This is a genomic window from Pseudomonas sp. NS1(2017) (assembly GCF_002269425.1).
In the GTDB taxonomy this organism is placed as follows: domain Bacteria; phylum Pseudomonadota; class Gammaproteobacteria; order Pseudomonadales; family Pseudomonadaceae; genus Aquipseudomonas; species Aquipseudomonas reactans.
The window spans coordinates 525,117-551,687 of record NZ_CP022960.1 but is presented as its reverse complement, the minus strand read 5'-3'; the positions used below and the strand labels follow the sequence as shown (position 1 = coordinate 551,687).

The following is a 26,571-nucleotide window of genomic DNA, read 5'->3' as shown; positions in this document are numbered from 1 at the left end:
GCGTTGTTGTCAGACATTCCTTGGTTGTTCCGCGCACGCTGCCTGAAATAGTTTCCGATCACATAACCATGATCAGGGGATGACAATGATTCGGCTAACGCACTCGGAACAAGCGGTTTGGGATGCATTTTTTGTCAGCGTGACCGGGCAGTTGATCCAGCAGGATGCAAAGCGCGGCCCGGAATACATCGCCGAGCGCGCAGCGGACATCGCTGATGAAATGTTATTGGAGCGGCGTGAGCGATGCAGTGAGCGCCGCGTTGCTCCTATCGATTGGCTCGGCCCGGCCTAGGGTCAGTAGGCATACCGCAGCAGCGCGTGGGGCGTGCCGGTAAGCGCGATGAAGCTCAACACCGCGACCAGCGCCGGTAGCAACAGCCACCAGGTTTTTTGCGACATGGCCGGCAGCGGGCTTCGATACTGGCTGATGCCCAGGCTGAACGCACACACAGTCATCGCCAGCAACGTGCCGGCCAGGATGTCCGTGGGCCAGTGGGCGCCAAGGTAAACCCGCGACAGCGCAATGAAGGCGGCAGGAATACAGCCCAGCAACATCCAGGTCAGGCGCAGCCGCACGGGTTGCCCGCGACCTGCCAGGATCGCCAGGGCCAGGAAAAACGCGAACGCGCCAGACGCGTGGCCGCTGGGCATGCTGAAGCTGGTCAGCGGGTCTGTCAGGATTTCCGGGCGGCCGCGTGCGAAAAACAACTTAGTCCCCGTGTTGATCACCGCAGCCCCGGCCAACGTCGCGCCGACAAACACGGCATGGCGCCATTGTCGCGCCAGTAGCAGCAGGCCAGTGAACACGGCGCTGGCGAAGAACATCTTCTTGAATTCGCCCAGTTGGGTGATGCGCACCATCACCTCATCCAGCCAGGGGCTGCGGTGTTCCTGCACCAGGGCGCTCAGGCCCTGGTCGAAATCGTTGAGGTGGGGATAGCCGATAAACACGGCGATCAACAAGGTGAGGCTGGCGCAGCCTATCCACAAAGTGGCACGACGATGGCTACGCAGGCTGCTGTTCAAGCTCAAGCCCAGCACTAGCGCGAGACAGGCTGCAACAATGCCCGCTTCAGGCCAGAAGCCCTCCGGCAGCGGCAGGCGGAAAGCGGCGCCGGTTGCCCAGCCTGGCAGCAGATACGCCACGGACCAGCCCGCGGCCGCGACGATGCTGACAATTGCAAAGCGTGGGAAGGGCATGTCGCACATCCCGGCCACCATCGGCAGCATGGGCCGTAACGGGCCGATGAAACGGCCGACCAACAGGCTGGCGATGCCGTATTTGTGAAAGTAGCTTTCGGCGCCGTTCATCCATTCAGGGTGGTGACGCAAGCCGGGCAAGCGCCGGATGTTCTGGTGGAAATGTCTGCCCAGGAAGTAGGAAACAGCGTCACCCAATAGCCCGCCCAGAAAACCCAGCAGCAGCGTTTCGCTCAGCGATAGCGCGCCACTGCCGGCGAGGGCAGCAATCGCAAATAACAGTACCGTGCCTGGCACGATCAACCCGGCGATGGCCAGGCACTCCACGCAGGCGACGATAAAGACTGCGACCGCCAGCCATTCGGGGTTCAGGGTCAACCAGCCGGTAATGCTATCGAGCCATTGGCCCATACAATCCACTCCATGCTCAAATCAAAAAATAATCTCGGCCTTCGACCTGGCCCCGACGCAGCGGGTTCCGCGTGCAATAAGGCGCGTAGCCAGCATCGACGAAGCGGTACATCAGGTGTTCATCGCGCCCGCTGGGGATGCCCAGGCGGGTGGTCTGTATAATCTGGGTCGGGGTTTGGCCCACGTCTTCAACGTAGAGCAGTTCCTGATCGAAGCGCTTGGCGTCCCACATCGGCACCTTCAGCCCCAGGGCTTTACACAATAGGGTCTGGCCAGCGCACAGCTTTTGCGAAGGGCGTGGGCTGCCGTCGGCATTCGGGTTGTTCAGCAGCATCTGCGCAAGGCTCGCCGGGCCGGATAAATCATCGACCCACGGATAGGCCGATTTGATCAATACGGCATTGCCCGGTCCATGGGCGCTGAAGTTCAGGGAATCGCCGCCACGGGCGTAGTACATGTAGATATGGCCACCATCCAGAAACAAAGCCTTACGCTTTTCTGTGTAGCCCAACGAGGCGTGACTGCCTTTTTCCGCCACGTAATAGGCTTCGGTTTCAATAATTCGCGCCGAAAGCCAGATTTTTCCCACGCGATGGCGTATGACTTTTCCGAGCAAGTCTCGCGCGAGCGTTTGTGCGTCACGGTCGAAAAAGCCATCGGGCAGGGCGCTTGCGGGGAGTTGGGGCGATGAGCTGGGCATGGCAGTCAGGGGTAAATACGGCTAAATGTGACGGAATCATAACAACTCCCACCTTAATTACCGCTGAACCCCAGGTTTTTACAGTTCATTTCGACCATCCGCCCCTCACCGCTGTCAGTCGGGCGGCGTCACAGCTATAATCTGCCGCTTTCCTCCCTGCCAAGACTCCCTGACCATGACTGAGTCCGTTCTTGACTACATGACCCGCCTGGGTCGCGCTGCCCGTCAGGCCTCGCGGTTGATCGCCCGTGCGAGCACCGCGCAGAAGAACCGCGCCCTGCTGGCCGCCGCCGACGCTCTGGATGCTTCGCGCTCCGAGCTCACTGCCGCCAACGAGCAAGACCTGGCCAACGGCCGCGCCAATGGCCTGGAACCGGCCCTGCTGGACCGCCTGGCGCTGACCCCAGCACGTATCGACGACATGATCGAAGGCCTGCGTCAGGTAGCCAAGCTGCCTGACCCCATCGGTGAAATCCGCGATATGCGTTACCTGCCGTCCGGCATCCAGGTCGGCAAGATGCGCGTGCCCCTGGGCGTGATCGGCATCATTTATGAGTCGCGCCCGAACGTGACCATCGACGCCGCGAGCCTGTGCCTCAAGTCCGGCAATGCCACCATCCTGCGTGGCGGTTCCGAGGCGATCAATTCCAACCGCGCCATCGCCGCGTGCATCCAGCAGGGCCTGGCCGTGGCCGAGTTGCCCGCCGAAGTGGTGCAGGTGGTAGAAACCACCGACCGCGCCGCCGTGGGCGCGCTGATCACCATGCCGGAATTCGTCGACGTGATCGTGCCGCGCGGTGGCAAGAGCCTGATCGAACGCGTCAGCCGTGATGCCAAGGTGCCGGTGATCAAGCACTTGGACGGTGTGTGCCATGTCTACATCGACATCGCCGCCGACATCGATAAGGCGATCCGCATCGCCGACAACGCCAAGACCCACCGCTACGCCCCGTGCAACACCATGGAAACCCTGCTGGTGCACGTCGGCATTGCCGAGCGCGTGCTGCCGCCGCTGGCTGCCATCTACCGTGACAAGGGTGTTGAGCTGCGCGGTTGTGAGCGCACCCGTGCGCTGCTGGGCGCGGACGTGATCGAAGCGACGGAACTGGACTGGTACACCGAATACACGGCGCCGATCCTGTCGATCAAGCTGGTCGACGACCTGGACGAAGCCATCGAACACATCAACACCTACGGCTCCAAGCACACCGACGCCATTGTTTCCGAGCATTTCAGCGATGCCCGGCGTTTCCTCAACGAAGTGGATTCCGCTTCGGTGATGATCAATGCCTCGACGCGGTTTGCCGACGGCTTCGAGTACGGCCTGGGGGCGGAGATCGGTATCTCCACCGACAAGCTGCACGCGCGCGGCCCGGTTGGCCTGGAAGGCCTGACCAGCGAGAAGTACGTGGTGTTCGGCGACGGTCATGTGCGCACTTGATGGGTAAACGCATCGGGCTGCTCGGCGGTACTTTCGACCCCGTGCACATCGGCCATTTGCGCAGTGCCCTGGAAGTCGCGGATGCCCTTGCGCTGGACGAGTTGCGTGTGATGCCCAACGCTCGGCCGCCCCATCGCGATACGCCGCAAGTGTCGCCGCAGCAGCGCCTGGAAATGGTGCGCCTGGCGGTGCAAGGCATATCGCCGCTGGTGGTGGACGACCGCGAGCTCAAGCGCGATAAACCGTCCTACACTGTTGACACCCTGGAACTGATACGCGCCGAGTTGGCCGTGGATGACCAGTTGTTTCTGCTTTTGGGCTGGGACGCATTTTGCGGCCTGCCCTCTTGGCATCGCTGGGAGGAACTCCTCCAGCATTGCCACATCCTGGTTTTGCAACGCCCGGATGCTGACAGCGAACCGCCGGATGCCTTGCGCAACCTGCTGGCCGCGCGGTCGGTAAGTGACCCCTTGGCCCTGACCGGGCCGAACGGGAATATTGCATTCGTCTGGCAGACCCCGCTTGCGGTGTCCGCCACCCAGATCCGTCAACTGCTGGCCAGCGGTAAGTCGGTACGTTTCCTGGTGCCTGACGCGGTCCTGGCCTACATCGATGCGCACGGGCTTTACCGTGCGTCGAACTGAAAAGGCGCGCTTGAACGCACGAATTAATGTGCAGCGAGCGCCCGAACATACGAGCAAAACGAGTTTTATATGACGAACAAAGACGTAAGCAAAGTTAAGCGCAAAGGCACCTTCAAAAGCGCTCCGCTGCCAGTAGAAGCCCACACCGGCACTGAGCTGGCCGGCGAAGAGCTGGTAAAAGTCGCCGTGGCGGCCCTGGAAGACGTTAAAGCCCAGGACATCCAAGTGCTGGACGTGCGCGACAAGCAGAGCATCACCGACTACATGATCATCGCCACCGGTACCTCGAACCGCCAGATCGGCGCGATGCTGGACAAGGTCCGCGAAGCCGTCAAAGCCCAAGGCGTCAAGCCATTGGGTGAAGAAGGCAAGGGCGACAGCGACTGGGTGCTGCTGGACATGGACGACGTGATCGTTCACATGATGACCTCCAACGCCCGCCAGTTCTACGACCTGGAGCGTCTGTGGAAAGGCGCCGAGCAGAGCCGTGCCGCCGATGGCAAGCACCACAGCCCGGAAGTGGGCCACGCGCACTTCGACAAGCTGAACAAAGACCAGGAATAAGGAACGGCTGTGCGCCTGCGTCTGATCGCTGTCGGTTCACGCATGCCCAAGTGGGTGGAAGAAGGCTGGCACGAGTATGCCAAGCGTCTGCCCGCTGAGCTGTCGCTTGAACTGGTGGAAATACCGCTTAACACCCGGGGCAAGAATGCCGATGTGGCGCGCTTTATCCGTCAGGAAGGCGAAGCCATGTTGGCCAAGGTGGGCCCCAATGAGCGCATCGTCACCCTTGAAGTGCACGGCAAACCCTGGAGCACCGAGCAATTGGCGGTGGAACTGGATCGCTGGCGCCTGGATTCGCGTACGGTCAACTTCATGGTCGGCGGCCCCGAAGGGCTGGCGCCGGAAGTCTGTGCGCGGGCGGATCAGCGTTGGTCGCTGTCGGCGCTGACGTTGCCGCACCCGTTGGTACGGATTCTGATCGGTGAACAGCTGTATCGCGCCTGGACAGTTCTGTCCGGGCACCCTTACCACAAATAATCTGCGCCTCTCCCGATGACCCAACCGATCCGCATCAAGGACCACGAGAAAGACGCACGTCTCGTACGCGCTCGCGTGGTGTTTGGCGCAATTGCAGTGGTGGTGTTGTTGGGTGTACTGATCGCGCGCCTGTATTACCTGCAGGTGATCCAGTACGACTATCACTCCACCTTGTCGGAAAACAACCGGGTGCATGTGCAGCCGATCCCACCGACCCGTGGGCTGATTTTCGACCGCAATGGTGTGGTGGTGGCGGATAACCGGCCCAGTTTCAGCCTGAGCATGACGCGCGAGCGTTCCGGCGACTGGCAGCAGATCCTCGATGTGATCGTCGAGGTGCTGCAGCTGACGCCGGAAGACCGGGTGATCTTCGAAAAGCGCATGAAACAGGGGCGCCGGCCGTTCGAGCCGGTGCCGATACTCTTTGAGCTGACCGAAGAACAGATCGCGCGGATCGCGGTGAACCAGTTCCGTCTGCCGGGTGTGGAAGTGGTGGCGCAGTTGGTGCGGCATTACCCGCAAGGGCCGCACTTTGCCCACTCCGTTGGCTACATGGGGCGGATCAACGAGAAAGAGCTGAAAACCCTCGATCCGGTCAATTACAGCGGCACCCACCATATCGGCAAGACCGGCATCGAGCGTTTCTACGAGCCCGAATTGCACGGCCAGGTCGGTTACGAAGAAGTCGAGACCAACGCCCGTGGCCGCGTGCTGCGGGTGCTCAAGCGTACCGACCCGGTGCCGGGCAAGGATATCGTGCTGAGCCTGGACATCAAGCTGCAGGAAGCTGCCGAGATGGCCCTGGGCGGTCGTCGTGGCGCGGTGGTTGCCCTGGACCCGAAGACCGGCGAAGTGCTGGCGATGGTCAGTCAGCCGAGCTTTGACCCCAACCTGTTCGTGACCGGCATCAGCTTCAAGGCCTACGCCGAATTGCGCGACTCCATCGATCGGCCACTGTTCAACCGCGTGCTGCGCGGCCTGTATCCGCCGGGATCGACGATCAAGCCGGCGGTGGCGATTGCGGGGTTGGACGCGGGTGTGGTGACGGCCTCCAGTCGAGTCTATGACCCCGGCTACTACATGCTGCCCAACTACGATCACAAATACCGTAACTGGAACCGCACCGGTGACGGCTATGTCGACTTGGACACCGCGATCATGCGCTCCAACGACACCTATTTTTACGACCTGGCCCATAAGCTGGGGATCGATCGCTTGTCCACTTACATGGGCAAGTTCGGCCTCGGTCAGAAAGTCTCCCTCGACATGTTCGAAGAGTCCCCTGGCCTGATGCCGTCGCGGGAATGGAAGCGCGCGACCCGCCGTCAAGCTTGGTTCCCGGGTGAAACCCTGATCCTCGGCATCGGCCAGGGCTACATGCAGGCCACGCCGCTGCAATTGGCCCAGGCTACGGCACTGGTGGCGAACAAAGGCATCTGGAACCGTCCGCACCTGGCCAAGACCATCGAAGGCGAAAAGCCGGTGGATGAGAACCCGATCCCCGACATTGTGCTGCGCGATGCGTCGGACTGGACCAAGGTCAACCACGGCATGCAGCAAGTGATGCACGGCGCTCGTGGTACAGCGCGCAAGGCTGCAATCGGCGCGCAATACCGCATTGCCGGCAAGAGCGGTACCGCCCAGGTGGTGGCGATCAAGCAGGGCGAGAAATACGACCGCACCAAGGTTCAGGAGCGCCATCGCGACCACGCCTTGTTTGTCGGCTTTGCCCCGGCGGACGACCCGAAAATCGTGGTGGCGGTGATGGTCGAGAACGGCGAGTCCGGCTCCGGCGTCGCGGCGCCTGTGGTGCGCCAGATCATGGACGCCTGGCTGTTGGCCGACGACGGCAGGCTCAAGCCCGAATATGGCGGCCCCCCTTCAAGTACCGAGGTTACGGCCCGTGAAGAGTAATTTTGACCGCATCCTCTCCAGCGAAGATGTGATGCGTCGCCGTGCGACGTTGCTGCAGCGCATGCACATTGATGGCCCGTTGCTGATCCTGCTACTGACCCTGGCGGCCGGCAGTCTGTTCGTCTTGTATTCGGCCAGCGGCAAGAACTGGGACCTGCTGATCAAGCAGGCCTCGTCGTTCGGCCTGGGCTTGTTGTCGATGGTGGTGATCGCTCAGCTTGAGCCGCGCTTCATGGCGCGTTGGGTACCGCTAGGCTATGTGGCCGGCGTGTTGCTGCTGGTGGTAGTGGACGTAATGGGCCACAACGCCATGGGCGCGACCCGCTGGATCAACATCCCGGGGGTGATTCGCTTCCAGCCGTCGGAATTCATGAAGATCCTGATGCCGGCGACCATCGCCTGGTACCTGTCCAAGCGCACCTTGCCACCGCAGCTCAAGCACGTGGGGATCAGCCTGATCCTGATCGGCGTACCCTTCATCCTGATCGTGCGCCAGCCCGACCTGGGCACCTCGCTGCTGATCCTGGCGGGCGGTGCGTTCGTGCTGTTCATGGGCGGTTTGCGCTGGCGCTGGATCCTCAGCGTGCTGGCCGCCGCCGTGCCCGTGGCCATCGCCATGTGGTTCTTCTTTATGCACGACTACCAGAAGCAGCGGATCCTCACCTTCCTTGACCCGGAAAGTGACCCGCTGGGCACCGGCTGGAACATCATCCAGTCGAAGGCGGCCATCGGTTCTGGTGGAGTATTTGGTAAGGGTTGGTTACTGGGCACTCAGTCGCATTTGGACTTTTTGCCGGAAAGCCATACCGACTTCATCATTGCAGTAATGGGCGAAGAGTTCGGCCTGGTGGGCATTTGCGCGCTGTTGCTGATCTATTTGCTGTTGATTGGTCGAGGCCTGGTGATCACCGCCCAGGCGCAGACACTGTTCGGCAAATTGCTGGCCGGTGCCTTGACCATGACTTTTTTTGTTTACGTTTTCGTCAACATCGGTATGGTCAGTGGCCTGTTGCCGGTGGTTGGGGTGCCGTTGCCGTTCATTAGCTACGGCGGAACTTCGCTGGTGACATTGCTGTCAGCGTTTGGGGTTTTGATGTCGATTCATACGCATCGCAAATGGATCGCGCAGGTTTGAATAAGGTGAAGATGTCAATGCAAGTAATGCGCGGCTGGGTGACTCGGCACGCGTCCTGGATGGGCCTGATTGGCCTGCTGGGCGCAACGCAAGAGGCGCAGGCCGGTGACTACGATGGTTCACCCCAGGTCGCCGAGTTTGTCGGTGAAATGACCCGCGACTATGGTTTCGCTGGTGAACAACTGATGGGCGTGTTCCGCGAAGCCCAGAAAAAGCAGGCGATCCTTGACGCCATCTCTCGCCCTGCCGAACGTGTGAAGCAGTGGAAGGAATACCGCCCGATGTTCCTGACCGACGCCCGCGTGGCGCGGGGTGTGGATTTCTGGCGCCAGCACGAGGCGGTACTGGCACGCGCCGAGCAGGAATACGGCGTGCCGGCCCAGGTGATTGTCTCGATCATTGGCATCGAAACCTTCTACGGGCGTAATACCGGCAGCTACCGGGTGATCGACGCCTTGTCGACCCTGGGCTTCGATTACCCGCCGCGCGCTGACTTCTTCCGCAAGGAACTGCGCGAGTTCCTGCTGCTTGCCCGTGAAGAACAGGTCGACCCGCTGACACTCAAAGGCTCCTACGCCGGTGCGATGGGCTTGCCGCAGTTCATGCCGAGCAGCTTCCGCGCCTACGCCGTGGACTTTGACGGCGACGGGCATATCAATATCTGGAGCAACCCCGACGACGCCATCGGCAGCGTGGCCAGCTACTTCAAGCGCCACGGCTGGGTGGCCGGCGAGCCGGTAGTGATCCGCGCCGATGTCACCGGTGACCGCGCCGATGAAGGCCTGACCCAGGGCATCGAGCCGGCCAAGACGGTCGGGGAGTTGCGGGCGCTGGGCTGGTCGAGTCAGAATGCGCTGCCGGATGATATGCCGGTCACGGCGTTCCGCCTTGAAGGCGAAAATGGCCCGGAATACTGGATGGGCCTGAAGAATTTCTACGCAATCACGCGTTATAACCGCAGTGTGATGTACGCCATGGCCGTGCATCAGCTGTCAGACATGCTGGTCCAAGCACGGGGCAACAAGTAATGCGGGCATCGCCGTTCAATCAACCGCTCAAGCTGGTGGCGTTCGCCGCGTTGTCCCTGCTGGTCGTCAGTTGCTCCACCAGCCGTGGCCCGGCGCCGAAGTCCGGGGGCGCGGTTGTCCGTTCCCAGCCGGGTCTGGACATCAACCGCGCGCACAAAGACGGCGCGCCGTGGTGGGACGTCGACGTGTCGAAGATCCCGGATGCCACGCCGACCCTGCACACCGGTCCGTACAAGGCCAACCCATATACCGTGCTAGGCAAGAGCTACTTCCCGTTGCAGGAATCCAAGACCTACGTGCAATCGGGCACTGCTTCGTGGTATGGCACCAAGTTCCATGGCCAGAACACCGCCAACGGCGAAGTGTATGACCTGTACGGCATGAGCGCGGCGCATAAGACGCTGCCGCTGCCCAGCTATGTGCGCGTGACCAACCTGGACAACAATCGCACAGTGATCCTGCGGGTCAACGACCGTGGCCCGTTCTACTCGGACCGCATCATCGACTTGTCCTACGCCGCCGCAAAGAAACTCGGTTATGCCGAAACCGGCACTGCACGCGTGAAGGTCGAAGGTATCGATCCGGCGCAGTACTGGGCCCAGCGTGGCAAACCGGCGCCGTTGATGCTCAATGAACCGCAAACCCAACAGCCGCAAGTGACTGCTTCCACCGGCAAGATCGAGCAGTGGACGCCGCCGCCGGCACAGCACGCGCCTGACACGGTGGTCGTGCCCCATGCCGCGCCTGGCGCTTCCATGGCTGGCGGGCAATACCTGCAGGTCGGCGCTTTCGCCAACCCGGATGCGGCAGAACTGTTAAGGTCCAAGCTCAGTGGCATGGTCAACGCGCCGGTGTTCATCAGCTCCATCGTGCGTAACCAGCAGACATTGCACCGTGTGCGCATGGGTCCGATTGGCTCGCCGAGCGAAGTAGCACAAGTCCAGAACAGCGTACGCATGGCCAACCTGGGGCAACCCAGCGTGGTCACCGCAGAATAAACAGAAATTGATGGTTCAGGCTCGTGCGCGGGCTCGAACCCTGGTTGTTGGCTCGTTAGACAATAAAAACCCAGGGGCAAGGGGTGAGCGGGCAACCGAACACGCGACAGTCTGGCAACGGGCTGTCTGAATAAGTTTTGCCCGCGAGGGCAAGTTTCCATAAGCAATTTCGAGAGACGGATGAACATCACCACCTTAGCCAAACGCACGTGCCTGCTTCTTTCGCTGATCATCACCCCGGCCGCCTGGGCCGTTGAAATGGTGCCGGCTTCCCCGCAACTGGCCGCCAAGTCCTGGGTCCTCATGGATGCCGCCAGTGGCAACGTGCTGGTCGAGAGCAACGGTGACCAGCGCCTGCCGCCGGCCAGCCTGACCAAACTGATGACCGCCTACATCGCGACCCTGGAAATCCGTCGCGGCCAGATCGGCGAGAACGATCCGGTTACTGTCAGCGAAAACGCCTGGCGTACCGGCGGTTCGCGGATGTTCATCAAGGTCGGTTCGCAGGTCACTGTGAGCGACCTGCTGCACGGCATCATCATCCAGTCCGGTAACGACGCCAGCGTCGCCCTGGCCGAGCACATTGCCGGCAGCGAAGACGCATTCGCCGACATGATGAACAAAACCGTGGCCGACCTGGGCATGACCAACAGCCACTTCATGAACCCGACCGGTCTGCCGAACCCAGAGCACTACTCGTCGGCTCACGACATGGCGATCCTGGCGCGCGCGATCATTCGTGTCGACCCGGTGCACTACGCGATTTACTCCCAGAAGGAATTCTTCTGGAACAACATCAAGCAGCCTAACCGCAACCTGCTGCTGTGGCGCGACAAGACCGTCGATGGCCTGAAAACCGGTCACACCGACGAAGCCGGCTACTGCATGGTGTCGTCCGCAGTGCGTGACGGCCAGCGCCTGATCGCCGTGGTCTTCGGCACCAACAGCGAGCAGGCCCGTGCGGCCGAGACGCAAAAACTGCTGACCTACGGTTTCCGCTTCTTCGAAACCCAGACCTTCTACCAGAAGGGTGCTGAACTGGCGACCGCGCCGGTGTGGAAAGGCGCGACCTCCCAGGTCAAAGCCGGCCTGGCCGACGACCTGACCCTGACCATGCCTAAAGGCCAGCTGAAAAAGCTCGCTGCCAGCATGACGCTGAACCCGCAATTGGTTGCCCCAATCGCCAAGGGTGATGTGATCGGCAAGGTCGAAGTCAAGCTGGACGACAAAGTGGTGCACAGTGCCGACCTGATCGCACTGGACGCCGTTGACGAAGGTGGTATCTTCCGCCGCGTCTGGGATAGCATCCGTCTATTCTTCTACAGCTTGTTCAACTGATAGTGTGCACCTGCAAAGCCCCGTGTTGATCCGACGCGGGGCTTTGCCCGTCGCCACGGCTTACGCTTACGAGGCCGTTACGCCATGACCGATAAAGAAGTAAAGGCGCCAAAGATCGAATTCCCGGTGGTGGACTACCCCATCAAGGTGATCAGCGATACCGGCGTCGGCCGTAAAGACCTGATCCTCGAGATCGTGCGCAAACACGCAACGATCAACGATCAGCGCGTGGATGAGCGCTCCAGCTCAACCGGCAAATACACCACGATCCAGTTGCACATCGTTGCGATCGATCAAGACCAGCTCTACAACATCAACAGCGAACTGCGGGCCACCGGCTTCGTGCACATGGTGCTGTGATGTCTCACGTCCTGGGCTTTCGCGAGCTCGGCCGGATGGACTACGAGCCCGTCTGGCACGCCATGCAGCGGTTCACCAATGAGCGCGGCACCACGGCCCCCGATGAAATCTGGTTGGTGGAACACCCGCCGGTCTTCACTCAGGGTCAGGCGGGCAAGGCCGAGCATCTGCTACTGCCGGGGGATATTCCGGTGGTGCAGGTCGACCGAGGTGGCCAAGTGACTTACCATGGCCCCGGACAACTTGTCGCATACCTGTTGCTGGATGTGCGCAAGCTGGGGTTTGGCGTACGCGACCTGGTCAGCCGCATGGAGACATGCCTGATCGAGCTGTTGGCCAGTTACGGCGTGACCGCCGCGGCCAAGCCCGATGCACCGGGTGTGTATGTCGACGGCGCGAAAATCGCCTCCCTGGGGCTGCGGATTCGCCACGGCTGTTCCTTTCATGGCCTGGCCCTGAATGTGGACATGGACCTGGCCCCGTTCCGGCGGATCAACCCGTGTGGCTATGCCGGGTTGGCGATGACGCAACTGAGTGACCATGCTTCACCGATTAAATTTGCCGAGGTGAGTGCCCGGCTGCGTGCGCAGCTCGTCAAACACCTCGACTATGCTGAGCAGACGACCCTTACGGGCGGAATCGACTGATTATGACTACTGATGCAGTGCAAACCATGATCCCGACGGTGGACGTTACCGACCGTCCGGCCCCGGCCCCGCGTGCCAAGGTGGAAGCCGGCGTCAAGCTGCGCGGCGCCGAGAAGGTTGCACGCATCCCGGTGAAGATCATTCCGACCACCGAACTGCCGAAGAAACCTGACTGGATCCGCGTGCGCATCCCGGTTTCGCCGGAAGTCGACCGTATCAAGGCGCTGCTGCGCAAACACAAGCTGCACAGCGTGTGCGAAGAAGCGTCCTGCCCGAACCTGGGCGAGTGCTTCTCCGGTGGCACCGCGACCTTCATGATCATGGGTGACATCTGCACCCGTCGTTGCCCGTTCTGCGACGTCGGCCACGGCCGTCCGAAGCCACTGGACGTCAACGAGCCGGAAAGCCTGGCCATCGCCATCGCCGACCTGCGCCTCAAGTACGTGGTGATCACCTCGGTAGACCGCGACGACCTGCGTGACGGTGGTGCCCAGCACTTTGCCGACTGCATCCGCGAAATCCGCAAGCTGTCGCCGAACGTGATGCTTGAAACCCTGGTGCCGGACTACCGTGGCCGCATGGACGTCGCGCTGGAAATCACCGCCGCCGAGCCGCCGGATGTATTCAACCACAACCTGGAAACCGTGCCGCGCCTGTACAAGGCCGCGCGTCCGGGTTCGGACTACCAGTGGTCGCTGACCCTGCTGCAGAAATTCAAGCAGATGATGCCGCACATCCCGACCAAATCCGGCCTGATGCTGGGCCTGGGCGAGACCGACGAGGAAGTGATCGAAGTCATGAAGCGCATGCGCGAACACGACATCGACATGCTGACCCTGGGCCAGTACCTGCAACCGTCCCGCAGCCACTTGCCGGTGCAGCGTTTTGTGCACCCGGACACCTTCGCCTGGTTCGCTGAGGAAGGTTACAAGATGGGCTTCAAGAACGTGGCGTCCGGCCCGCTAGTACGTTCCTCGTACCATGCGGACGAGCAGGCCAAGCTGGTCAAGGCGAGCCTGGTTTCGTAATACAGACCTGGATAACACCGCTGGTCCAATGTGGGAGCGGGCTTGCTCGCGAAAGCGGAGTGTCAGTCGACAGAGTTATTGACTGAAACACCGCTTTCGCGAGCAAGCCCGCTCCCACATTTGGTTCCGCGTCAGCCAAGGAGAGTTGTGGATGAGCATTGCCGTACCTGCCTTGCGACCCGAGGGCACCATCGCCTTGATCGCCCCCGCCGGCCCCGCCACCCTGGACGTGGAAAAAGCCGGCCAATGGATGCGCACTCGCGGCTACGACCTGCGAATCTTCCCCGGCGTCTATGAACGTGACGGCTACCTTGCCGGCAGCGATGAAACCCGCCTCAACGACCTGCACAACGCCTTTGCCAACCCTGACATCGACGCCATCTTCTGCCTGCGCGGCGGTTACGGCACACCACGCCTGCTCGACAGCCTGGACTTCGGCCTGCTGCGCGCCAACCCCAAGCCATTCGTAGGCTACAGCGATATCACCGCGTTGCACCTGGCCATCAGTCGCTACGCCGGTTTCGTGACCTTCCACGGTCCGATGCTCAACGCCGACCTGTTGGGTGACAAGCAGCCTCCTACCGAGTCTTCATTGTTCAGCATGCTTCGCGGTCAACTAGGTGCAGGCAGCGTGCTTGCGCACCCCGCAGCCTATCCGCTGACCACCATCGAACCTGGCATCGCCTGTGGACGTCTGCTGGGTGGCAACCTGTCGATGATCGCGGCAGTCATGGGCACACCCTTTGAGATCGACGCCGAAGGCATCATCCTGCTGATCGAAGACGTCAACGAGCCGATCTACCGCATCGACCGCCTGCTGACGCACCTGCGGTTGGCCGGCAAGCTGGCGCAGGTTGCCGGCGTACTGGTGGGGGATGTGGCGGGCGTGGATGGCGTTGCGCTGGAGCGGCTGCTCAAGCAGACCTTCGAACCGTTACGCATTCCGGTACTGTCCGGCTGGCGCAGTGGGCATTGCGACCCGAACCTGACGCTGCCGATGGGCGCGTTGGTGCGGTTGGATGCGGGGGAGCAGCGGTTGGTGTTGGAGCAGGATGTGGTCATCCGCTAAATGCAAAACGTGTAGGAGCCCGGCTTGCCGGCGATGGGGCCCTCAAGTCCAATGGGGGACTTTAGGCCGCAATCGCCGGCAAGCCGGGCTCCTACAGGAGAACTCAGCGGTTCTGCAGCGACTCCAGCAACTTCACCGTCGGATACCCATCCGCCGGCCAGCCCAACGCCTGCTGCGCAGCACGAATCGCCTTGCGCGTATTGGCGCCGATAATCCCGTCCGGGTTGCCGGCGTCATAGCCATTGGCACTCAAGGCCGTCTGCAGGTTGATACGCTGCGAGCGGCTCAATGGCCGCTCATCCTTCGGCCAGTCGCCACGAATCACACCACCACCACCGAAGCGTTCCGACAAGAGTCCAACCGCCAATGCGTAGGACGACGAGTTGTTGTACTTGAGGATCGCGCGGAAGTTATCCAACACCAGGAATGCCGGGCCACGGTAACCGGCCGGCAATAGCAGGGCGGCGGACAGTTGGTCGACATTTGGCGGCATGCTTGCACCAAAGGGCAACTGGATACCGAGTTTCATCCACTCGGCGACCGTCTTGCGGATGCCACCATCGGCCAGGGCGTAGTCGAAATTCGTCGGTAGCTGTTTAACCTCGAAACCCCACGGCTGGCCCTTCTGCCAGCCGGAGCTTTGCAGGTAGTGCGCGGTGGAGGCGAGGGCGTCGGCCGGGCTGTTCCAGATGTCGCGACGACCGTCGCCATCGAAGTCCACGGCGTGGGTGTTGTAGGTGGTCGGGATAAATTGGGTCTGGCCCATGGCGCCGGCCCAGGAGCCTTTCATCTGGTCGGCTTGAATGTCGCCGTGCTGGATGATTTGCAACGCGGCCAGCAATTGCGCCTGGGCAAAGGCCGGGCGACGGCCTTCGTAGGCCAGGGTCGCCAGGGAACGGATCACCGAATTATTGCCCTGGAACTGGCCGAAGTTGCTCTCCATGCCCCACACCGACACCAGCGCCTGGCGGTCGACGCCATAACGCTGCTCGATGCTTTGCAGGATATCGGCGTACTTGATCAGCAGCGCCTGGCCATTACGTACGCGCAATGGCGAGAGGGCGCCGTCGAGGTATTCCCACACCGGGCGGGAAAATTCCGGCTGGCTGCGGTCGGCGCGGATCACCGCCATGTCGGGGGTGACATTGGCGAAGGCGTTATCGAATACGGCTGCGGTGATGCCCGCCTGCAAGGCTTGCACACGAAAGCCAGCCTGCCATTCGGCAAAAGTCTGGGTCGGTTGAATATCCAGATTGTCCACAGCCAGCGGGGCCACGACAGCGGGCGCTACCACAGGGGCGGTCTGGAGCTTGGGTAGGGGTTGAGCGTCGGCGGCGGTGGGTTTCTCCGCGCAAGCGACAAGCAGAATGAGGCTGGAGGCAGCGATCAATTGGCGAAAGTGCCAACGACGGGAAAGACTAGAGGGCATGCACAGGTCCAGGGATTACAAATCAGGTGCAGACCTTATCATGTCGGAGGGGCGCTTGCCTTCAGGCAGCCAGAAAGTAAGAAGCCTCCCAGCTATTAGACTGGAAGGCTTCGCGGCGGTAGCTGCCTTTGCCTTTGCCGGCGCGTTCTTGACGGCTGCGGAACAGTGGCTGGGCGATGATGGATTTGGCCTTGTTGGGGCCATGCTTGGATGGCTTTTTGCTCATGATGGTTACTCTCATGGGGTGGGTGGAACGGCGCAAATGATCTGCCGAAGTTCAGCCGCTGTAAAGCCCTGCAATGTGTAGGAAAACTGGCACGGTCAAAACTGTGGGAGCGGGCTTGCTCGCGAAAGCGGTGTATCAGTCAATAAATCAGGTGACTGGTAAACCGCATTCGCGAGCAAGCCCGCTCCCACATTGGTTTTGTGTTGTTCTGAAAAATTGTTACTCGGCGGGAAGGGTCAGCCGTTGGCCGGCCATCAACAGTGACAAACGGCTCAGGCTCATCCACGGCGAACCGGCCGCTTGGCCCTTGATTTGCGCGTCGATGCGCTGCGCTTCCAGCAAGAGCTGCGCCCAGCGTTGTGCAGAGTGCCGTTGCAGCGCTTTGCTCATCAGCGGTTTGCGCTTGTCCCAGACCGGCGGTCGGGCTTGGCTGAAGGCCTTGTCCAACGGCGTGCCCTGGCTGTATTGCAGGGCAATATTGGCCAGTACGCGCAGTTCCCTGGCCAGGGCCCAGAGAATCACCGGAGGCTCCACGCCTTCACCGCGCAGGCCTTCGAGCATGCGCAGGGCGTGGGCGGGTTCGCCATTGAGGATTGCATCCACCAGCCCGAACACATCAAAGCGCGCGCTATCGGCCACGGCGCCCTGGACGGTCTCGACGGTAATCTGCCCGTCTTCGGCCATCAGCTTGAGCTTTTCGATTTCCTGGGCGGCGGCCAGCAAGTTGCCTTCGACCCGGGCGGCGATCAGCTCCACTGCGTCCTGGGTCGCCGACAGCCCGGATTGGGACAGGCGTTGGCGTATCCATTGCGGCAGTTGGCTGCTGTCCACCGGCCAGATCTGGATGAACTGGGTCTGCGCCCCTTCCACCAGCGCTTTGCCCCATTTGGTTTTCTGCGCGCTGCCGTCGAGCTTGGGCAGGCTGATCAACAGCACCGTGTCCTCCGCCGGTCGCGAGCAGTACTCCATCAAGGCCGCGGCACCCTTGTCCCCAGGCTTGCCCGAAGGCAGGCGCAGTTCCAGCAGGCGTTTCTCGGCAAACAGCGACATGCTCGCGCCAGCTTGCAGCAGCGTGCCCCAGTCGAAACTGGCGTCGGCGCTGAAGACCTGGCGTTCGTCGAAGCCTTGCTGGCGTGCAGCGGTGCGAATGGCGTCGGCGGCTTCCTGGCACAGCAGTGGGTCATCACCGCTGACGATGTAGACAGGCGCAAGGCCACCTTGCAGGTGTTTGGCGAGTTGGGCGGGAGCGAGTTTCATAGGCAGGGCGAACGGGGCGCTTGGGGCGCCCCGTCTGGCTTACTCGACAGGGACTTCAACAGGCGATTGTTTCGGCGTGTTGTCTTCGTACTCTTTGGCGGCTTTCAGCGCGTCAGCATCGGCCTTGGCCTTGTTGTCAGCTTGTTGCTGCAGGGCTTCCAATTGCACCGGCGTCAGCAGTTGCAGACGCAGGATCATGCGCTGAACCAGCTCGCGACGCATTTCCTTGCGCACCTGGACGATTTCCGAGTCCGAGCCCACCAGGTTGTTGCCATCGTGGCTCACGACCTTCTGGACCTGGATCTTGTCACCCATCAACGGCAGATGGTCGCGACCCTGGATTTGAAAGCTCAATTCGGTGCTCAGCTCGATGTCGGATGCACGACCGGCGCTGGCGTAGCTCAGGTTACGCTGGGTTTCTCTCTCGTCCGCCAGGAACAGTTTATACGTCGCGCCGGTATAGACGTGCACGCCGCTGTTTTCCAGAACCTGGCGCAACTGCGTCACGGTTTCGCCGTAGGCATTGCGGGCGCTGACGTCCAGTTCCTTGATCGCCAGGTCGTTGGTGCCGGTGCCGCGCAGTTGGAAGCCGCAAGCGCTCAGCAGCACGGCAAGGCCCATCACCAGCAAATTGCGTTTGATCATTTTGTTGCTCCCCTTGAAACCATGTGGGCCTTATCGAGGCCCTGAAGGCTTTGTTCGGCGCAGGGTTTGAACCCTGCGCCCGATCCGATTAGCTAGCGACGATATTGACCAGTTTGCCAGGCACCACGATCACTTTGCGGATCGTCAGGCCTTCGGTAAAGCGCAGCACGTTCTCGTTGACGCGGGCAGCCGCCTCGACGTCTTCGCGGCTGGCGGTAGCCGGCATGTCGATCTGGCCACGCAGTTTACCGTTGACCTGGATCACCAGTTGCAGCGTGTCCTGAACCAGGGCGCTGTCATCCTGCACCGGCCAGCGCGCATCAATGACGGCGTCGCTGTGGCCCAGGCGGTTCCACAGGTCGTGGCTGATGTGCGGCGTGATCGGTGCCAGCAGCAGGGTGACCGTTTCCAGGCCTTCCTGTACCAGTGCGCGATCCTGTTCGGTGGCTTGTGGCGCTTTTTCCAGCACGTTCATCAGCGTCATCACCTGGGCGATGGCCGTGTTGAACTTGTGGTTCTGGCCCACGTCCTGGCTGGCTTGCTTGATGGCCAGGTGGGTGCTGCGGCGAATCAGTTTCTGCTCGTCGCTCAAGGCGGCCACGTCCAGCTTGCCCGGCAGGCCCTGGCTGATGTGGGCGTGCGCCAGGCGCCAGACGCGCTTGAGGAAGCGGTGCGAGCCTTCGACGCCGGAGTCGGACCATTCGGCGCTCATGTCAGGCGGCGAGGCGAACATCATGAACAGGCGGCAGGTGTCGGCGCCGAACTGATCGATCATCGACTGTGGGTCAACGCCGTTGTTCTTCGACTTGGCCATCTTCTCGGTGCCACCGATTTCCACCGGCAGGCCGTCGGCGATCAGCTTGGCGCTGATGACCTTGGCTTTGCTGTCGCGCTCAAGCTCAACGTCAGCCGGATTGAACCAGGTGTAGGCACCGTTGGCTTCGCGACGATAGTAAGTCTCGGCGACCACCATGCCCTGGGTCAGCAGGTTCTTGAACGGCTCATCGGAGCTCACCAGGCCTTCATCGCGCATCAGCTTGTGGAAGAAGCGCGCGTACAGCAGGTGAAGGATGGCGTGTTCGATACCGCCGATGTACTGGTCAACCGGCAACCAATGGTCGGCTGCGGATTTTTCTACCAGGCCGCCCTCGTAGTGAGGCGAGGCGTAGCGCGCGTAGTACCACGAGGACTCGACGAAGGTGTCCATGGTGTCGGTTTCACGCTTGGCAGGCTGGCCGCATTTCGGGCAGTTGCACTCGTAGAACTCAGGCATGCGCGCCAGTGGCGAACCGGCGCCATCCGGCACCACGTCTTCCGGCAGGACCACTGGCAGCTGGTCTTCCGGTACCGGCACGTCGCCACAGCTTTCGCAGTGGATGATCGGGATCGGGCAGCCCCAGTAGCGCTGGCGGCTGATGCCCCAGTCGCGCAGGCGGAACTGGGTGCGCGAGGCGCCCAGGTTTTTCTTGATCAGTGCAACTTCGATCGCGTCGAACGCGCCTTGGAAGTCCAGGCCGTTGAACTCGCCGGAGTTGATCAGCTCACCGTGCTCGCCGTAGGCGTCTTGCCACGGGGCCGGGTTGGTATCGCCCGAGCTGGTGCGCACAACGGATTTGATCGGCAGGCTGTACTTGGTGGCGAATTCGAAATCGCGCTCGTCGTGCGCCGGCACTGCCATTACGGCGCCATCGCCGTAGTGCATCAGTACGTAGTTGGCGACCCACACCGGCAGCTTCTCGCCCGTCAATGGATGTTCAACAAACAGCCCGGTCGGCAGGCCTTTTTTCTCCTGGGTGGCGACGTCGGCTTCGGCCACGCTGCCACCTTTGCATTCAGCGATGAACGCCTGCAGCTCAGGATTGTTCTGTGCGGCTTGGGTGGCCAGCGGGTGCTCGGCGGCCACGGCGACATAGGTCGCGCCCATCAGGGTATCCGGACGGGTGGTGAAGACTTTGAGTGCGCCCGCTTCGCCGATCGAATCGACGTTGTACGGGAACTGCACTTCCATGCCCTTGGACTTGCCGATCCAGTTGCGCTGCATGGTCTTGACCTGTTCAGGCCAGCCCGGCAGGTCGTCGAGACTCGACAAGAGCTCATCCGCGTAGGCGGTGATCTTGAAGTAGTACATCGGGATTTCGCGCTTTTCGATCAGTGCGCCGGAACGCCAGCCGCGACCGTCGATCACTTGCTCGTTGGCCAGTACGGTCTGGTCGAGCGGGTCCCAGTTTACGGTGCCGCTCTTTTTGTAGATCACGCCTTTTTCGAACAGGCGAGTGAACAGCCATTGTTCCCAGCGGTAGTAGTCCGGCTTGCAGGTGGTCACTTCGCGGGACCAGTCCACCGCCAGGCCCAGGCTGCGCAGCTGGGTCTTCATGTAGGCGATGTTTTCGTAGGTCCACTTGGCGGGGGCCACGTTGTTTTTCATCGCGGCGTTTTCCGCCGGCATGCCGAAGGCGTCCCAACCCATGGGTTGCAGGACGTTCTTGCCTTGCATGCGCTGGTAACGGGAAATCACGTCGCCGATGGTGTAGTTGCGCACGTGCCCCATGTGTAGCTTGCCGCTGGGGTAAGGGAACATTGATAGGCAATAGAAAGTCTCCTTGCCTGGCTGTTCACTGACTTCAAAGGACTTTTGCTCGTCCCAGAAGGTTTGGGCGGCATTTTCTATTTCACGGGGCTGATATTGTTCGTGCATGGCTACTTTTGAACTGAATAGGGGTGGCCTAATCCTCTTCGGTGCAACGTTCAGGTTGATCGACACCAAAAAGCGGCGCGTCCGTGCCCAAACCCTGCGGGAAGTGGAGTTACAGGAAGCGCCGTAGCATACATGACCCCACTCTATCGAGGGAAACCCTGATTGCGCAGGCAGGGCCGTCTGTCGCGGCGCCAGGCGCGCGCAGCCACGAGGACTACGCTGTTTATTGGGGAGCAAGTCTTTCTTCAATGAGGTGAGGGGATGGTTGAATCGCAAAGAATCGTATCGAAACCGGATGTCTACGAAGGACTGATCGACCGTTTGGGTCGTGCATTGGATGCAGCGAGGACAGCAGGCCGATTGCGTGATGAACGGCCTGTGGAGTTGGAACTGCGCGGTCTGAGCCTCGCGGAGCTGGAACTGATCAAGGCGTATCTGGAAAGGAATGGGCGCAGTGCGCCTCCTTGGGTGGCAACCCCGCCAATCAAGGAGCCTACGCGCTCAGCCAAGGTGGTGTGGCTCAAGGACTTGTCGGCCGGTCGTGGCCCGGAAAAGCTCCGGTCCGCCCGCTACAAGTAATTCACTGCCCCCCCCCCTGGACGGCTTCACCACGCCGTTTCACTGTAAAGCATGTCACCGTAAAGATTGTCGCTAAACCCCGTTACACCTTAGGCTTCGGGCATCTCTGGAGATGCCCGATGCCTATTCGTTATTTCATTAAACAACTGCTCCTGCCGCCCGGCATTCTCTTGCTGTTGCTGGCGCTTGCCTGGTGGTTTCGCCGCAGCCGCCCGCGCTTGGCGGCGTGCTGCTTTGCCCTGGGTTTTGGGGGGCTGTGGCTGATCAGTCTGCCTGTCATGGTGGAGTGGGGCGCTCGGGCCCTGGAAACCGAACCGGCGTTGGCTCGGGAAGACTGGTCGACCTTGGCCCAGCGCGCCGACGCCATCGTGGTGCTGGGCTCCGGGCGTGAGCGCGGTGACCCGGCCTGGGGCACCGACCAGCCCACCGGTATCGGCCTGGAGCGCCAGTGCTACGCCGCACGACTGGCCAAGGCTTCCGGGCTGCCGGTGCTGACTACCGGCGGCCTGCATTACGGCACGCCGCCCAGCGAAGCGGAGTTGATGGCGGTGTCGATGCAGGATGACTTCGGCGTAGCGGTGCGCTGGAAGGAAGAGCGCAGCCGTACCACTTGGGAAAATGCGCAGATGAGTGCCGAGATTCTATTGCCGGAGGGCATTAAACGCGTGGTGGTGGTGACCCAGGCCTGGCACATGCCGCGTTCGGTGTGGAGCTTTGAGAAGGCAGGCTTCACCGTGGTGCCAGGACCGGTCGGTTTCCTCGGTGTGGACAACGCCCGGCCATTGGGCGGCTGGATGCCGGAATTCAAATCAATCTGGCAGAGTGGGCAGTTGATCAATGAAGCCGTGGGGCAGTTGGGTTACCGGCTGTTCTACCGATAACCCCGTCGCGAAACCTACAGGGTCTTCGACATCCTGCCCGCCAGCAGCGCCCAGCCAAACAACCCCAGGCACACAATAATCAACGGCCACGAACGCCATTGCAGGTACGGCGTGAGGTTGTGCATCGGCACCACTTCACCGTAGAGGATCCCACGTTCGAATTGCGGGATCTGCGCGGTGATCTGCCCAAACGGGTTGATCAAACCGGTCACGCCATTGTTGGTGGCGCGGATCATCCAGCGACCGGCCTCCAGTGCACGCATCTGCGCCATTTGCAGGTGCTGCAACGGGCCGATGGAGCGGCCGAACCAGGTGTCGTTGCTGATGGTCAGCAGCAGATCGCTCTGGGCCGACAGGCCTGCGGCGAACTCCGGGTACACCACTTCGTAGCAGATGAACGGTGCAATCTGATAGCCTTTGGCCTGCAGCATCGCCTGGTCGGACGGTCCGCGAGCGAAGTCCGACATTGGCAGATCAAAGAACGCGATCAGGCCGCGCAGCATGTCCTGCAGCGGCACGTACTCGCCAAAGGGCACCAGCTTCTGCTTGAGGTAGGTGCCGTCCCCTTCACCAAGCACGGTGATGCCGTTGAAGTAGCGCTTCTGGTGATGCACTTCCTGGCGGATCGGCACGCCGGTGATCAGCGCGGTGTGCCGGTCGGCGGCGAATTTGCCCATCATGCCCAGGTAGCCTTCGACAGACTCCTTGAGTACCGGCACGGCGGTTTCCGGCCACACCAGCAGGTCGACGGGCTTGGAGCTGAAGCTCATGTCGCGGTACAACGCGAGCTGTGCGTTGAGCTGCTCCGGGTCCCATTTCATGCTTTGTTCGACGTTGCCCTGGAGGGCGGCCACGGTCAGTGGCGCACCGGAGGGGCTGGTCCAGGCGTGATGCTTGAGCGCCAGGCCGATGGCCCAGGGCGCGACCAGCAACACCAGGCCTGCGCCGATAAAGGCGTTGCGCTTGCCAGCCAGCAGACGCGGCAGGTTGCACAGCAGCGCTGCTGTCAGTGCCAGGGCAAAGGAGATCAGCCACATGCCGCCCACTGGGGCCAAGCCCGTCAGTGGGCCGTCAAGCTGGCTGTAGCCGGAGTACAGCCACGGGAAACCGGTGAGGAACCAGCCGCGAAACGCTTCCTGGCCCACCCACAATGCTGCAAATGTCAGCGCATCTGCCAGCGGTGCTTCGTTACGACGCAACCAGCGCGCCCATAACCAGGCAGGCAGGGCGAAGAACCACGCGATGGCGGCGGTAAACAGCAGCATCAGGAAACCCGCCAGCAGCACCGAAGCGCCGCCGAAGTGGTGGATGCTGTAATAGATCCAACTGGTGCCGGCGCCGAACAGGCCGAAACCGAAACACCAGCCACGGCCCAATGCCTGGCGTGGGCTCAGGTCCCGCAGCCCGACATAGAACAGGCCGACCGCGACCAGCGCAAACGGCCACAGGTCGAACGGCGCCAGCGCCAGGGTGGTGATGGCGCCGGCCACCACGGCCAGCAAATTACCGGGCCAGCCGGGGCGGGTTAGGCGCTGCATGTCATTCCTTAGCGGGCAATAGGTGTCAGGCGAATCAGGTGGATACGACGGCTGTCCGCATTGAGGATACGGAAGCGATACGCGCCGATCTCGGTGGTTTCGTTACGTTTTGGCAGATGCCCGAACGCACTCATCACCAGGCCGCCCACGGTATCGAACTCGTCATCGGAGAATTCGCTGTCGAAGAACTCGTTGAAGTTCTCGATCGGCGTCAGCGCCTTGATCAGGAAGTCACCGCTGGGCAGTGGCTTGATGTAGCTGTCTTCTTCGACGTCGTGTTCGTCTTCGATGTCGCCGACGATCTGTTCCAACACGTCTTCAATCGTCACCAGGCCAGCTACACCGCCGTATTCGTCGATCACGATGGCCATGTGATTGTGGTTGGCGCGGAATTCACGCAGCAACACGTTCAAGCGCTTGGATTCGGGCACGAAGGTGGCCGGCCGCAGCAGGTCCTTGATGTTGAAGTTGTCGCCATTCTCCTTGAGGATCAACGGCAGCAGGTCCTTGGCCAACAGGACACCCATGACGTCGTCATGGCTTTCACCGATCACCGGGTAGCGCGAGTGCGCCGAATCGATCACGGCCGGGAGGAATTCCCGTGGGGTCTGGGTCGCCTTGATGCTGATCATCTGCGAGCGCGGGACCATGATGTCGCGTACTTGCAGGTCAGCCACCTGGATGGCGCCTTCGACGATGGCCAGCGCTTCGCTGTCCAGCAACTTGTTCTGATGGGCCTCGCGCAGCAGCTCAAGCAGCTCCTGGCGGTTTTTCGGCTCGTGGGCAAAAGCCTGGGTCAATTTACCCAGCCATGACTTCTGCCCGTTGCTCGATCGGTCTTCGCTCATAGCGATTACTCTGAATCCTTTATTGTTACAGTTGAGTGTTTTTAAACTTCGTCGTCGGCATACGGGTCCGGATGACCCAATTCTGCAAGCAACGTTTGTTCCAGTGTTTCCATTTCCTCGGCTTCGTCATCGTCTATATGGTCGTAACCCAAGAGATGCAAGCAGCCGTGGATGACTAGATGGGCCCAATGGGCCTCAAGTTCCTTGCCTTGTTCTTTTGCCTCGCGCTCCACCACGGCGACACAGATGACCAGATCGCCCAACAGCGGGATATCCAGCAGCTCATCCGGTACGTCGGCGGGAAAGGACAGCACGTTGGTCGCGTAGTCCTTCTGGCGCCAGGTGTGATTCAGTTCACGGCCCTCGGGCTCGTCCACCAGACGAATGGTCAGCTCCGAGTCGGCGGTGCGCTGGCGCAAGGCCAGGGCGCACCATTGGCGGAATTGGGCTTCGCTGGGGGCGGGCGCGTCGGTGGCCAGCTGCAGGTCAAGCTCAAGCATCGCGGCGAACATCCTTGGACAGCCCGTCATCGCGGTGTTCGAAGCGCTCGTAGGCCTCGACAATGCGCTGTACCAGCGGGTGGCGCACCACGTCCTTGGGCGAGAAGTGCGTGAAGCTGATGCCCGGCACGTCCTTGAGTACTTCAATCACATGGCTCAAGCCCGACTTGGTGCCCTTGGGCAGGTCAACCTGGGTGATGTCGCCGGTGATAATGGCCGTGGAGCCGAACCCGATGCGGGTCAGGAACATCTTCATCTGCTCGACCGTCGTGTTCTGGCTTTCGTCGAGGATGATGAAACTGTTGCTCAAGGTGCGGCCGCGCATGTAGGCCAGCGGGGCGATCTCGATCACCTGGCGCTCGATCAGCTTGGCCACGTATTCGAAGCCGAGCATCTCGTACAGCGCGTCATAGAGCGGGCGCAGGTACGGGTCGATTTTCTGGGCCAAGTCACCGGGCAGGAAGCCGAGTTTTTCGCCGGCCTCGACCGCTGGGCGCACCAGCAGGATGCGGCGTACTTGCTCGCGCTCCAGCGCGTCGACCGCACAGGCCACGGCCAGGTAGGTCTTGCCGGTACCGGCGGGGCCGATACCGAAATTGATGTCGTTACCCAGGATTGCCTTGACGTACTTCTGCTGATTCAAGCCCTTTGGGCGAATCATGCCTTTTTTGGTACGCAGGGCCACGCTGGCTTCAGCGACTGGGTTGTTGGCCAAGTCTTCCACAGCCGATTCCTGCAAATACAGGTGCACGATTTCTGGCGACAGCTCGCTACCCTTGGTTTCGCGGTAGAGACGGCGCAGCAGGTTTTCTGCGGATTTAGTGTGCAGGGCTTCACCAATGAGCTCGAACTGATTGCCGCGATTGCGGATCTCGATGCCCAGGCGTTGTTCGATCAGGCGCAGGTGCTCGTCGAACTGTCCGCACAGGTTGGCGAAACGGAGAGCCTCAAAGGGCTCGAGAATAAAACGATGGGGTTCTGCTATGGGTGCGTTCAAGGTCGCTTTTAGCCGCCCTTTG

The 26,571-nt window shown here is 61.4% G+C and carries 27 protein-coding genes; 16 read left to right on the top strand and 11 right to left on the bottom strand.

Annotated elements, in window-relative coordinates; translation table 11 throughout:
* Positions 1–85: 85 nt before the first annotated feature.
* On the top strand, positions 86–292 hold the full coding sequence (locus CI807_RS02575; protein ID WP_095017490.1) for a hypothetical protein: 207 nt from the start codon (positions 86–88) through the stop codon (positions 290–292).
* 2 nt (positions 293–294) lie between these two features.
* Here the strand turns inward: CI807_RS02575 and CI807_RS02570 are convergent, their stop codons facing one another.
* Both CI807_RS02570 and CI807_RS02565 read right to left on the bottom strand, forming a co-directional pair.
* Positions 295–1,611 carry a bifunctional DedA family/phosphatase PAP2 family protein gene (locus tag CI807_RS02570; protein ID WP_095013652.1) on the bottom strand — a complete coding sequence of 439 codons (1,317 nt, stop codon included), beginning with the start codon at positions 1,609–1,611 and terminating at the stop codon, positions 295–297.
* 16 nt (positions 1,612–1,627) lie between these two features.
* A complete protein-coding gene (locus CI807_RS02565) occupies positions 1,628–2,311 on the bottom strand; it encodes a DNA-3-methyladenine glycosylase (RefSeq protein ID WP_095013651.1) in 684 nt (227 codons plus the stop codon).
* A gap of 175 nt (positions 2,312–2,486) precedes the next feature.
* Between CI807_RS02565 and CI807_RS02560 the strand changes: the two genes are divergently transcribed.
* The 13 genes from CI807_RS02560 to CI807_RS02500 all read left to right on the top strand — a co-directional run bounded on the left by CI807_RS02560 (position 2,487) and on the right by CI807_RS02500 (position 14,954).
* The gene (locus CI807_RS02560) at positions 2,487–3,752 is read left to right on the top strand and encodes a glutamate-5-semialdehyde dehydrogenase (protein ID WP_016978581.1); all 1,266 of its coding nucleotides are present in this window, start codon (positions 2,487–2,489) and stop codon (positions 3,750–3,752) included.
* A complete protein-coding gene (nadD, locus tag CI807_RS02555; RefSeq protein ID WP_016978582.1) occupies positions 3,752–4,396 on the top strand; it encodes a nicotinate-nucleotide adenylyltransferase in 645 nt (214 codons plus the stop codon). The genes CI807_RS02560 and nadD overlap by 1 nt, the downstream gene beginning before the upstream one ends.
* 69 nt (positions 4,397–4,465) lie before the next feature.
* On the top strand, positions 4,466–4,960 hold the full coding sequence (gene rsfS / locus CI807_RS02550; protein ID WP_095013650.1) for a ribosome silencing factor: 495 nt from the start codon (positions 4,466–4,468) through the stop codon (positions 4,958–4,960).
* 9 nt (positions 4,961–4,969) lie between these two features.
* The gene (gene rlmH, locus CI807_RS02545; protein WP_003176297.1) at positions 4,970–5,437 is read left to right on the top strand and encodes a 23S rRNA (pseudouridine(1915)-N(3))-methyltransferase RlmH; all 468 of its coding nucleotides are present in this window, start codon (positions 4,970–4,972) and stop codon (positions 5,435–5,437) included.
* Positions 5,438–5,452: 15 nt separating this feature from the next.
* The gene (gene mrdA, locus CI807_RS02540; protein WP_095013649.1) at positions 5,453–7,351 is read left to right on the top strand and encodes a penicillin-binding protein 2; all 1,899 of its coding nucleotides are present in this window, start codon (positions 5,453–5,455) and stop codon (positions 7,349–7,351) included.
* 31 nt (positions 7,352–7,382) lie between these two features.
* A complete protein-coding gene (gene rodA, locus CI807_RS02535; protein WP_050587903.1) occupies positions 7,383–8,486 on the top strand; it encodes a rod shape-determining protein RodA in 1,104 nt (367 codons plus the stop codon).
* 17 nt (positions 8,487–8,503) lie between these two features.
* Positions 8,504–9,514, top strand: a complete 1,011-nt coding sequence (gene mltB, locus CI807_RS02530) for a lytic murein transglycosylase B (RefSeq protein WP_095013648.1) — start codon at positions 8,504–8,506, stop codon at positions 9,512–9,514.
* Positions 9,514–10,512: a septal ring lytic transglycosylase RlpA family protein gene (locus tag CI807_RS02525; RefSeq protein ID WP_095013647.1), complete on the top strand. Its 999-nt coding sequence runs from the start codon at positions 9,514–9,516 to the stop codon at positions 10,510–10,512. Before mltB ends, CI807_RS02525 begins: the two co-directional genes overlap by 1 nt.
* A 180-nt stretch (positions 10,513–10,692) precedes the next feature.
* Positions 10,693–11,850, top strand: a complete 1,158-nt coding sequence (locus CI807_RS02520) for a D-alanyl-D-alanine carboxypeptidase family protein (RefSeq protein ID WP_016978587.1) — start codon at positions 10,693–10,695, stop codon at positions 11,848–11,850.
* A gap of 84 nt (positions 11,851–11,934) precedes the next feature.
* The gene (locus CI807_RS02515; RefSeq protein WP_010206784.1) at positions 11,935–12,210 is read left to right on the top strand and encodes a DUF493 domain-containing protein; all 276 of its coding nucleotides are present in this window, start codon (positions 11,935–11,937) and stop codon (positions 12,208–12,210) included.
* Entirely contained in the window at positions 12,210–12,857 is a 648-nt protein-coding gene (lipB, locus tag CI807_RS02510) for a lipoyl(octanoyl) transferase LipB (RefSeq protein WP_016978588.1), read from the top strand. Before CI807_RS02515 ends, lipB begins: the two co-directional genes overlap by 1 nt.
* A 26-nt stretch (positions 12,858–12,883) precedes the next feature.
* Positions 12,884–13,885: a lipoyl synthase gene (gene lipA / locus CI807_RS02505; RefSeq protein WP_017735632.1), complete on the top strand. Its 1,002-nt coding sequence runs from the start codon at positions 12,884–12,886 to the stop codon at positions 13,883–13,885.
* 151 nt (positions 13,886–14,036) lie between these two features.
* Positions 14,037–14,954 (top strand): LD-carboxypeptidase, encoded by a 918-nt coding sequence (locus CI807_RS02500; protein WP_095013646.1) that lies wholly within the window; start codon positions 14,037–14,039, stop codon positions 14,952–14,954.
* Between the two features lie 103 nt (positions 14,955–15,057).
* Here the strand turns inward: CI807_RS02500 and CI807_RS02495 are convergent, their stop codons facing one another.
* The 5 genes from CI807_RS02495 to leuS all read right to left on the bottom strand — a co-directional run bounded on the left by CI807_RS02495 (position 15,058) and on the right by leuS (position 21,206).
* On the bottom strand, positions 15,058–16,383 hold the full coding sequence (locus CI807_RS02495; protein ID WP_095013645.1) for a lytic murein transglycosylase: 1,326 nt from the start codon (positions 16,381–16,383) through the stop codon (positions 15,058–15,060).
* Between the two features lie 61 nt (positions 16,384–16,444).
* Positions 16,445–16,609, bottom strand: a complete 165-nt coding sequence (arfA, locus tag CI807_RS02490; protein WP_003176285.1) for an alternative ribosome rescue factor ArfA — start codon at positions 16,607–16,609, stop codon at positions 16,445–16,447.
* A gap of 219 nt (positions 16,610–16,828) precedes the next feature.
* Complete coding sequence (gene holA / locus CI807_RS02485; protein ID WP_078050328.1) at positions 16,829–17,866, bottom strand: DNA polymerase III subunit delta; 1,038 nt, start codon at positions 17,864–17,866, stop codon at positions 16,829–16,831.
* 39 nt (positions 17,867–17,905) lie between these two features.
* Entirely contained in the window at positions 17,906–18,511 is a 606-nt protein-coding gene (lptE, locus tag CI807_RS02480) for an LPS assembly lipoprotein LptE (protein WP_095013644.1), read from the bottom strand.
* 88 nt (positions 18,512–18,599) lie between these two features.
* Positions 18,600–21,206, bottom strand: a complete 2,607-nt coding sequence (gene leuS, locus CI807_RS02475; RefSeq protein WP_095013643.1) for a leucine--tRNA ligase — start codon at positions 21,204–21,206, stop codon at positions 18,600–18,602.
* 261 nt (positions 21,207–21,467) lie between these two features.
* Here leuS and CI807_RS02470 point away from each other — a divergent pair, with 261 nt between their 5' ends.
* Both CI807_RS02470 and CI807_RS02465 read left to right on the top strand, forming a co-directional pair.
* Positions 21,468–21,785, top strand: a complete 318-nt coding sequence (locus tag CI807_RS02470; protein ID WP_095013642.1) for a hypothetical protein — start codon at positions 21,468–21,470, stop codon at positions 21,783–21,785.
* A gap of 119 nt (positions 21,786–21,904) precedes the next feature.
* Positions 21,905–22,666, top strand: coding sequence for a YdcF family protein (locus CI807_RS02465; RefSeq protein WP_095013641.1), 762 nt, complete (start codon positions 21,905–21,907; stop codon positions 22,664–22,666).
* A gap of 14 nt (positions 22,667–22,680) precedes the next feature.
* Here the strand turns inward: CI807_RS02465 and lnt are convergent, their stop codons facing one another.
* Genes lnt through CI807_RS02445 form a run of 4 tightly spaced genes read right to left on the bottom strand, consistent with a single transcriptional unit; the run spans position 22,681 to position 26,549 of the window.
* Entirely contained in the window at positions 22,681–24,204 is a 1,524-nt protein-coding gene (gene lnt / locus CI807_RS02460; RefSeq protein WP_095013640.1) for an apolipoprotein N-acyltransferase, read from the bottom strand.
* 8 nt (positions 24,205–24,212) lie between these two features.
* Positions 24,213–25,052, bottom strand: a complete 840-nt coding sequence (locus CI807_RS02455; RefSeq protein ID WP_065886853.1) for an HlyC/CorC family transporter — start codon at positions 25,050–25,052, stop codon at positions 24,213–24,215.
* A 41-nt stretch (positions 25,053–25,093) separates the two neighbouring features.
* Positions 25,094–25,552, bottom strand: coding sequence for an rRNA maturation RNase YbeY (gene ybeY / locus CI807_RS02450; RefSeq protein WP_010206771.1), 459 nt, complete (start codon positions 25,550–25,552; stop codon positions 25,094–25,096).
* Positions 25,545–26,549, bottom strand: coding sequence for a PhoH family protein (locus CI807_RS02445; protein ID WP_016978598.1), 1,005 nt, complete (start codon positions 26,547–26,549; stop codon positions 25,545–25,547). The genes ybeY and CI807_RS02445 overlap by 8 nt, the downstream gene beginning before the upstream one ends.
* Positions 26,550–26,571: the final 22 nt, after the last annotated feature.

Excerpts from the sequence above, each read along its gene's own strand:
- mrdA (WP_095013649.1), top strand. The coding sequence starts at position 5,453 with ATGACCCAACCGATCCGCATCAAGGACCACGAGAAAGACGCACGTCTC.
- rodA (WP_050587903.1), top strand. The coding sequence starts at position 7,383 with ATGCGTCGCCGTGCGACGTTGCTGCAGCGCATGCACATTGATGGCCCG.
- holA (WP_078050328.1), bottom strand. The coding sequence starts at position 17,866 with ATGAAACTCGCTCCCGCCCAACTCGCCAAACACCTGCAAGGTGGCCTT.
- leuS (WP_095013643.1), bottom strand. The coding sequence starts at position 21,206 with ATGCACGAACAATATCAGCCCCGTGAAATAGAAAATGCCGCCCAAACC.
- CI807_RS02495 (WP_095013645.1), bottom strand. The coding sequence starts at position 16,383 with ATGCCCTCTAGTCTTTCCCGTCGTTGGCACTTTCGCCAATTGATCGCT.
- CI807_RS02455 (WP_065886853.1), bottom strand. The coding sequence starts at position 25,052 with ATGAGCGAAGACCGATCGAGCAACGGGCAGAAGTCATGGCTGGGTAAA.
- CI807_RS02520 (WP_016978587.1), top strand. The coding sequence starts at position 10,693 with ATGAACATCACCACCTTAGCCAAACGCACGTGCCTGCTTCTTTCGCTG.
- arfA (WP_003176285.1), bottom strand. The coding sequence starts at position 16,609 with ATGAGCAAAAAGCCATCCAAGCATGGCCCCAACAAGGCCAAATCCATC.
- CI807_RS02570 (WP_095013652.1), bottom strand. The coding sequence starts at position 1,611 with ATGGGCCAATGGCTCGATAGCATTACCGGCTGGTTGACCCTGAACCCC.
- lptE (WP_095013644.1), bottom strand. The coding sequence starts at position 18,511 with ATGATCAAACGCAATTTGCTGGTGATGGGCCTTGCCGTGCTGCTGAGC.
- nadD (WP_016978582.1), top strand. The coding sequence starts at position 3,752 with ATGGGTAAACGCATCGGGCTGCTCGGCGGTACTTTCGACCCCGTGCAC.
- CI807_RS02565 (WP_095013651.1), bottom strand. The coding sequence starts at position 2,311 with ATGCCCAGCTCATCGCCCCAACTCCCCGCAAGCGCCCTGCCCGATGGC.
- CI807_RS02560 (WP_016978581.1), top strand. The coding sequence starts at position 2,487 with ATGACTGAGTCCGTTCTTGACTACATGACCCGCCTGGGTCGCGCTGCC.
- lnt (WP_095013640.1), bottom strand. The coding sequence starts at position 24,204 with ATGCAGCGCCTAACCCGCCCCGGCTGGCCCGGTAATTTGCTGGCCGTG.
- CI807_RS02575 (WP_095017490.1), top strand. The coding sequence starts at position 86 with ATGATTCGGCTAACGCACTCGGAACAAGCGGTTTGGGATGCATTTTTT.
- CI807_RS02525 (WP_095013647.1), top strand. The coding sequence starts at position 9,514 with ATGCGGGCATCGCCGTTCAATCAACCGCTCAAGCTGGTGGCGTTCGCC.
- ybeY (WP_010206771.1), bottom strand. The coding sequence starts at position 25,552 with ATGCTTGAGCTTGACCTGCAGCTGGCCACCGACGCGCCCGCCCCCAGC.
- lipA (WP_017735632.1), top strand. The coding sequence starts at position 12,884 with ATGATCCCGACGGTGGACGTTACCGACCGTCCGGCCCCGGCCCCGCGT.
- lipB (WP_016978588.1), top strand. The coding sequence starts at position 12,210 with ATGTCTCACGTCCTGGGCTTTCGCGAGCTCGGCCGGATGGACTACGAG.
- rsfS (WP_095013650.1), top strand. The coding sequence starts at position 4,466 with ATGACGAACAAAGACGTAAGCAAAGTTAAGCGCAAAGGCACCTTCAAA.
- CI807_RS02465 (WP_095013641.1), top strand. The coding sequence starts at position 21,905 with ATGCCTATTCGTTATTTCATTAAACAACTGCTCCTGCCGCCCGGCATT.
- mltB (WP_095013648.1), top strand. The coding sequence starts at position 8,504 with ATGCAAGTAATGCGCGGCTGGGTGACTCGGCACGCGTCCTGGATGGGC.
- CI807_RS02500 (WP_095013646.1), top strand. The coding sequence starts at position 14,037 with ATGAGCATTGCCGTACCTGCCTTGCGACCCGAGGGCACCATCGCCTTG.
- CI807_RS02470 (WP_095013642.1), top strand. The coding sequence starts at position 21,468 with ATGGTTGAATCGCAAAGAATCGTATCGAAACCGGATGTCTACGAAGGA.
- CI807_RS02515 (WP_010206784.1), top strand. The coding sequence starts at position 11,935 with ATGACCGATAAAGAAGTAAAGGCGCCAAAGATCGAATTCCCGGTGGTG.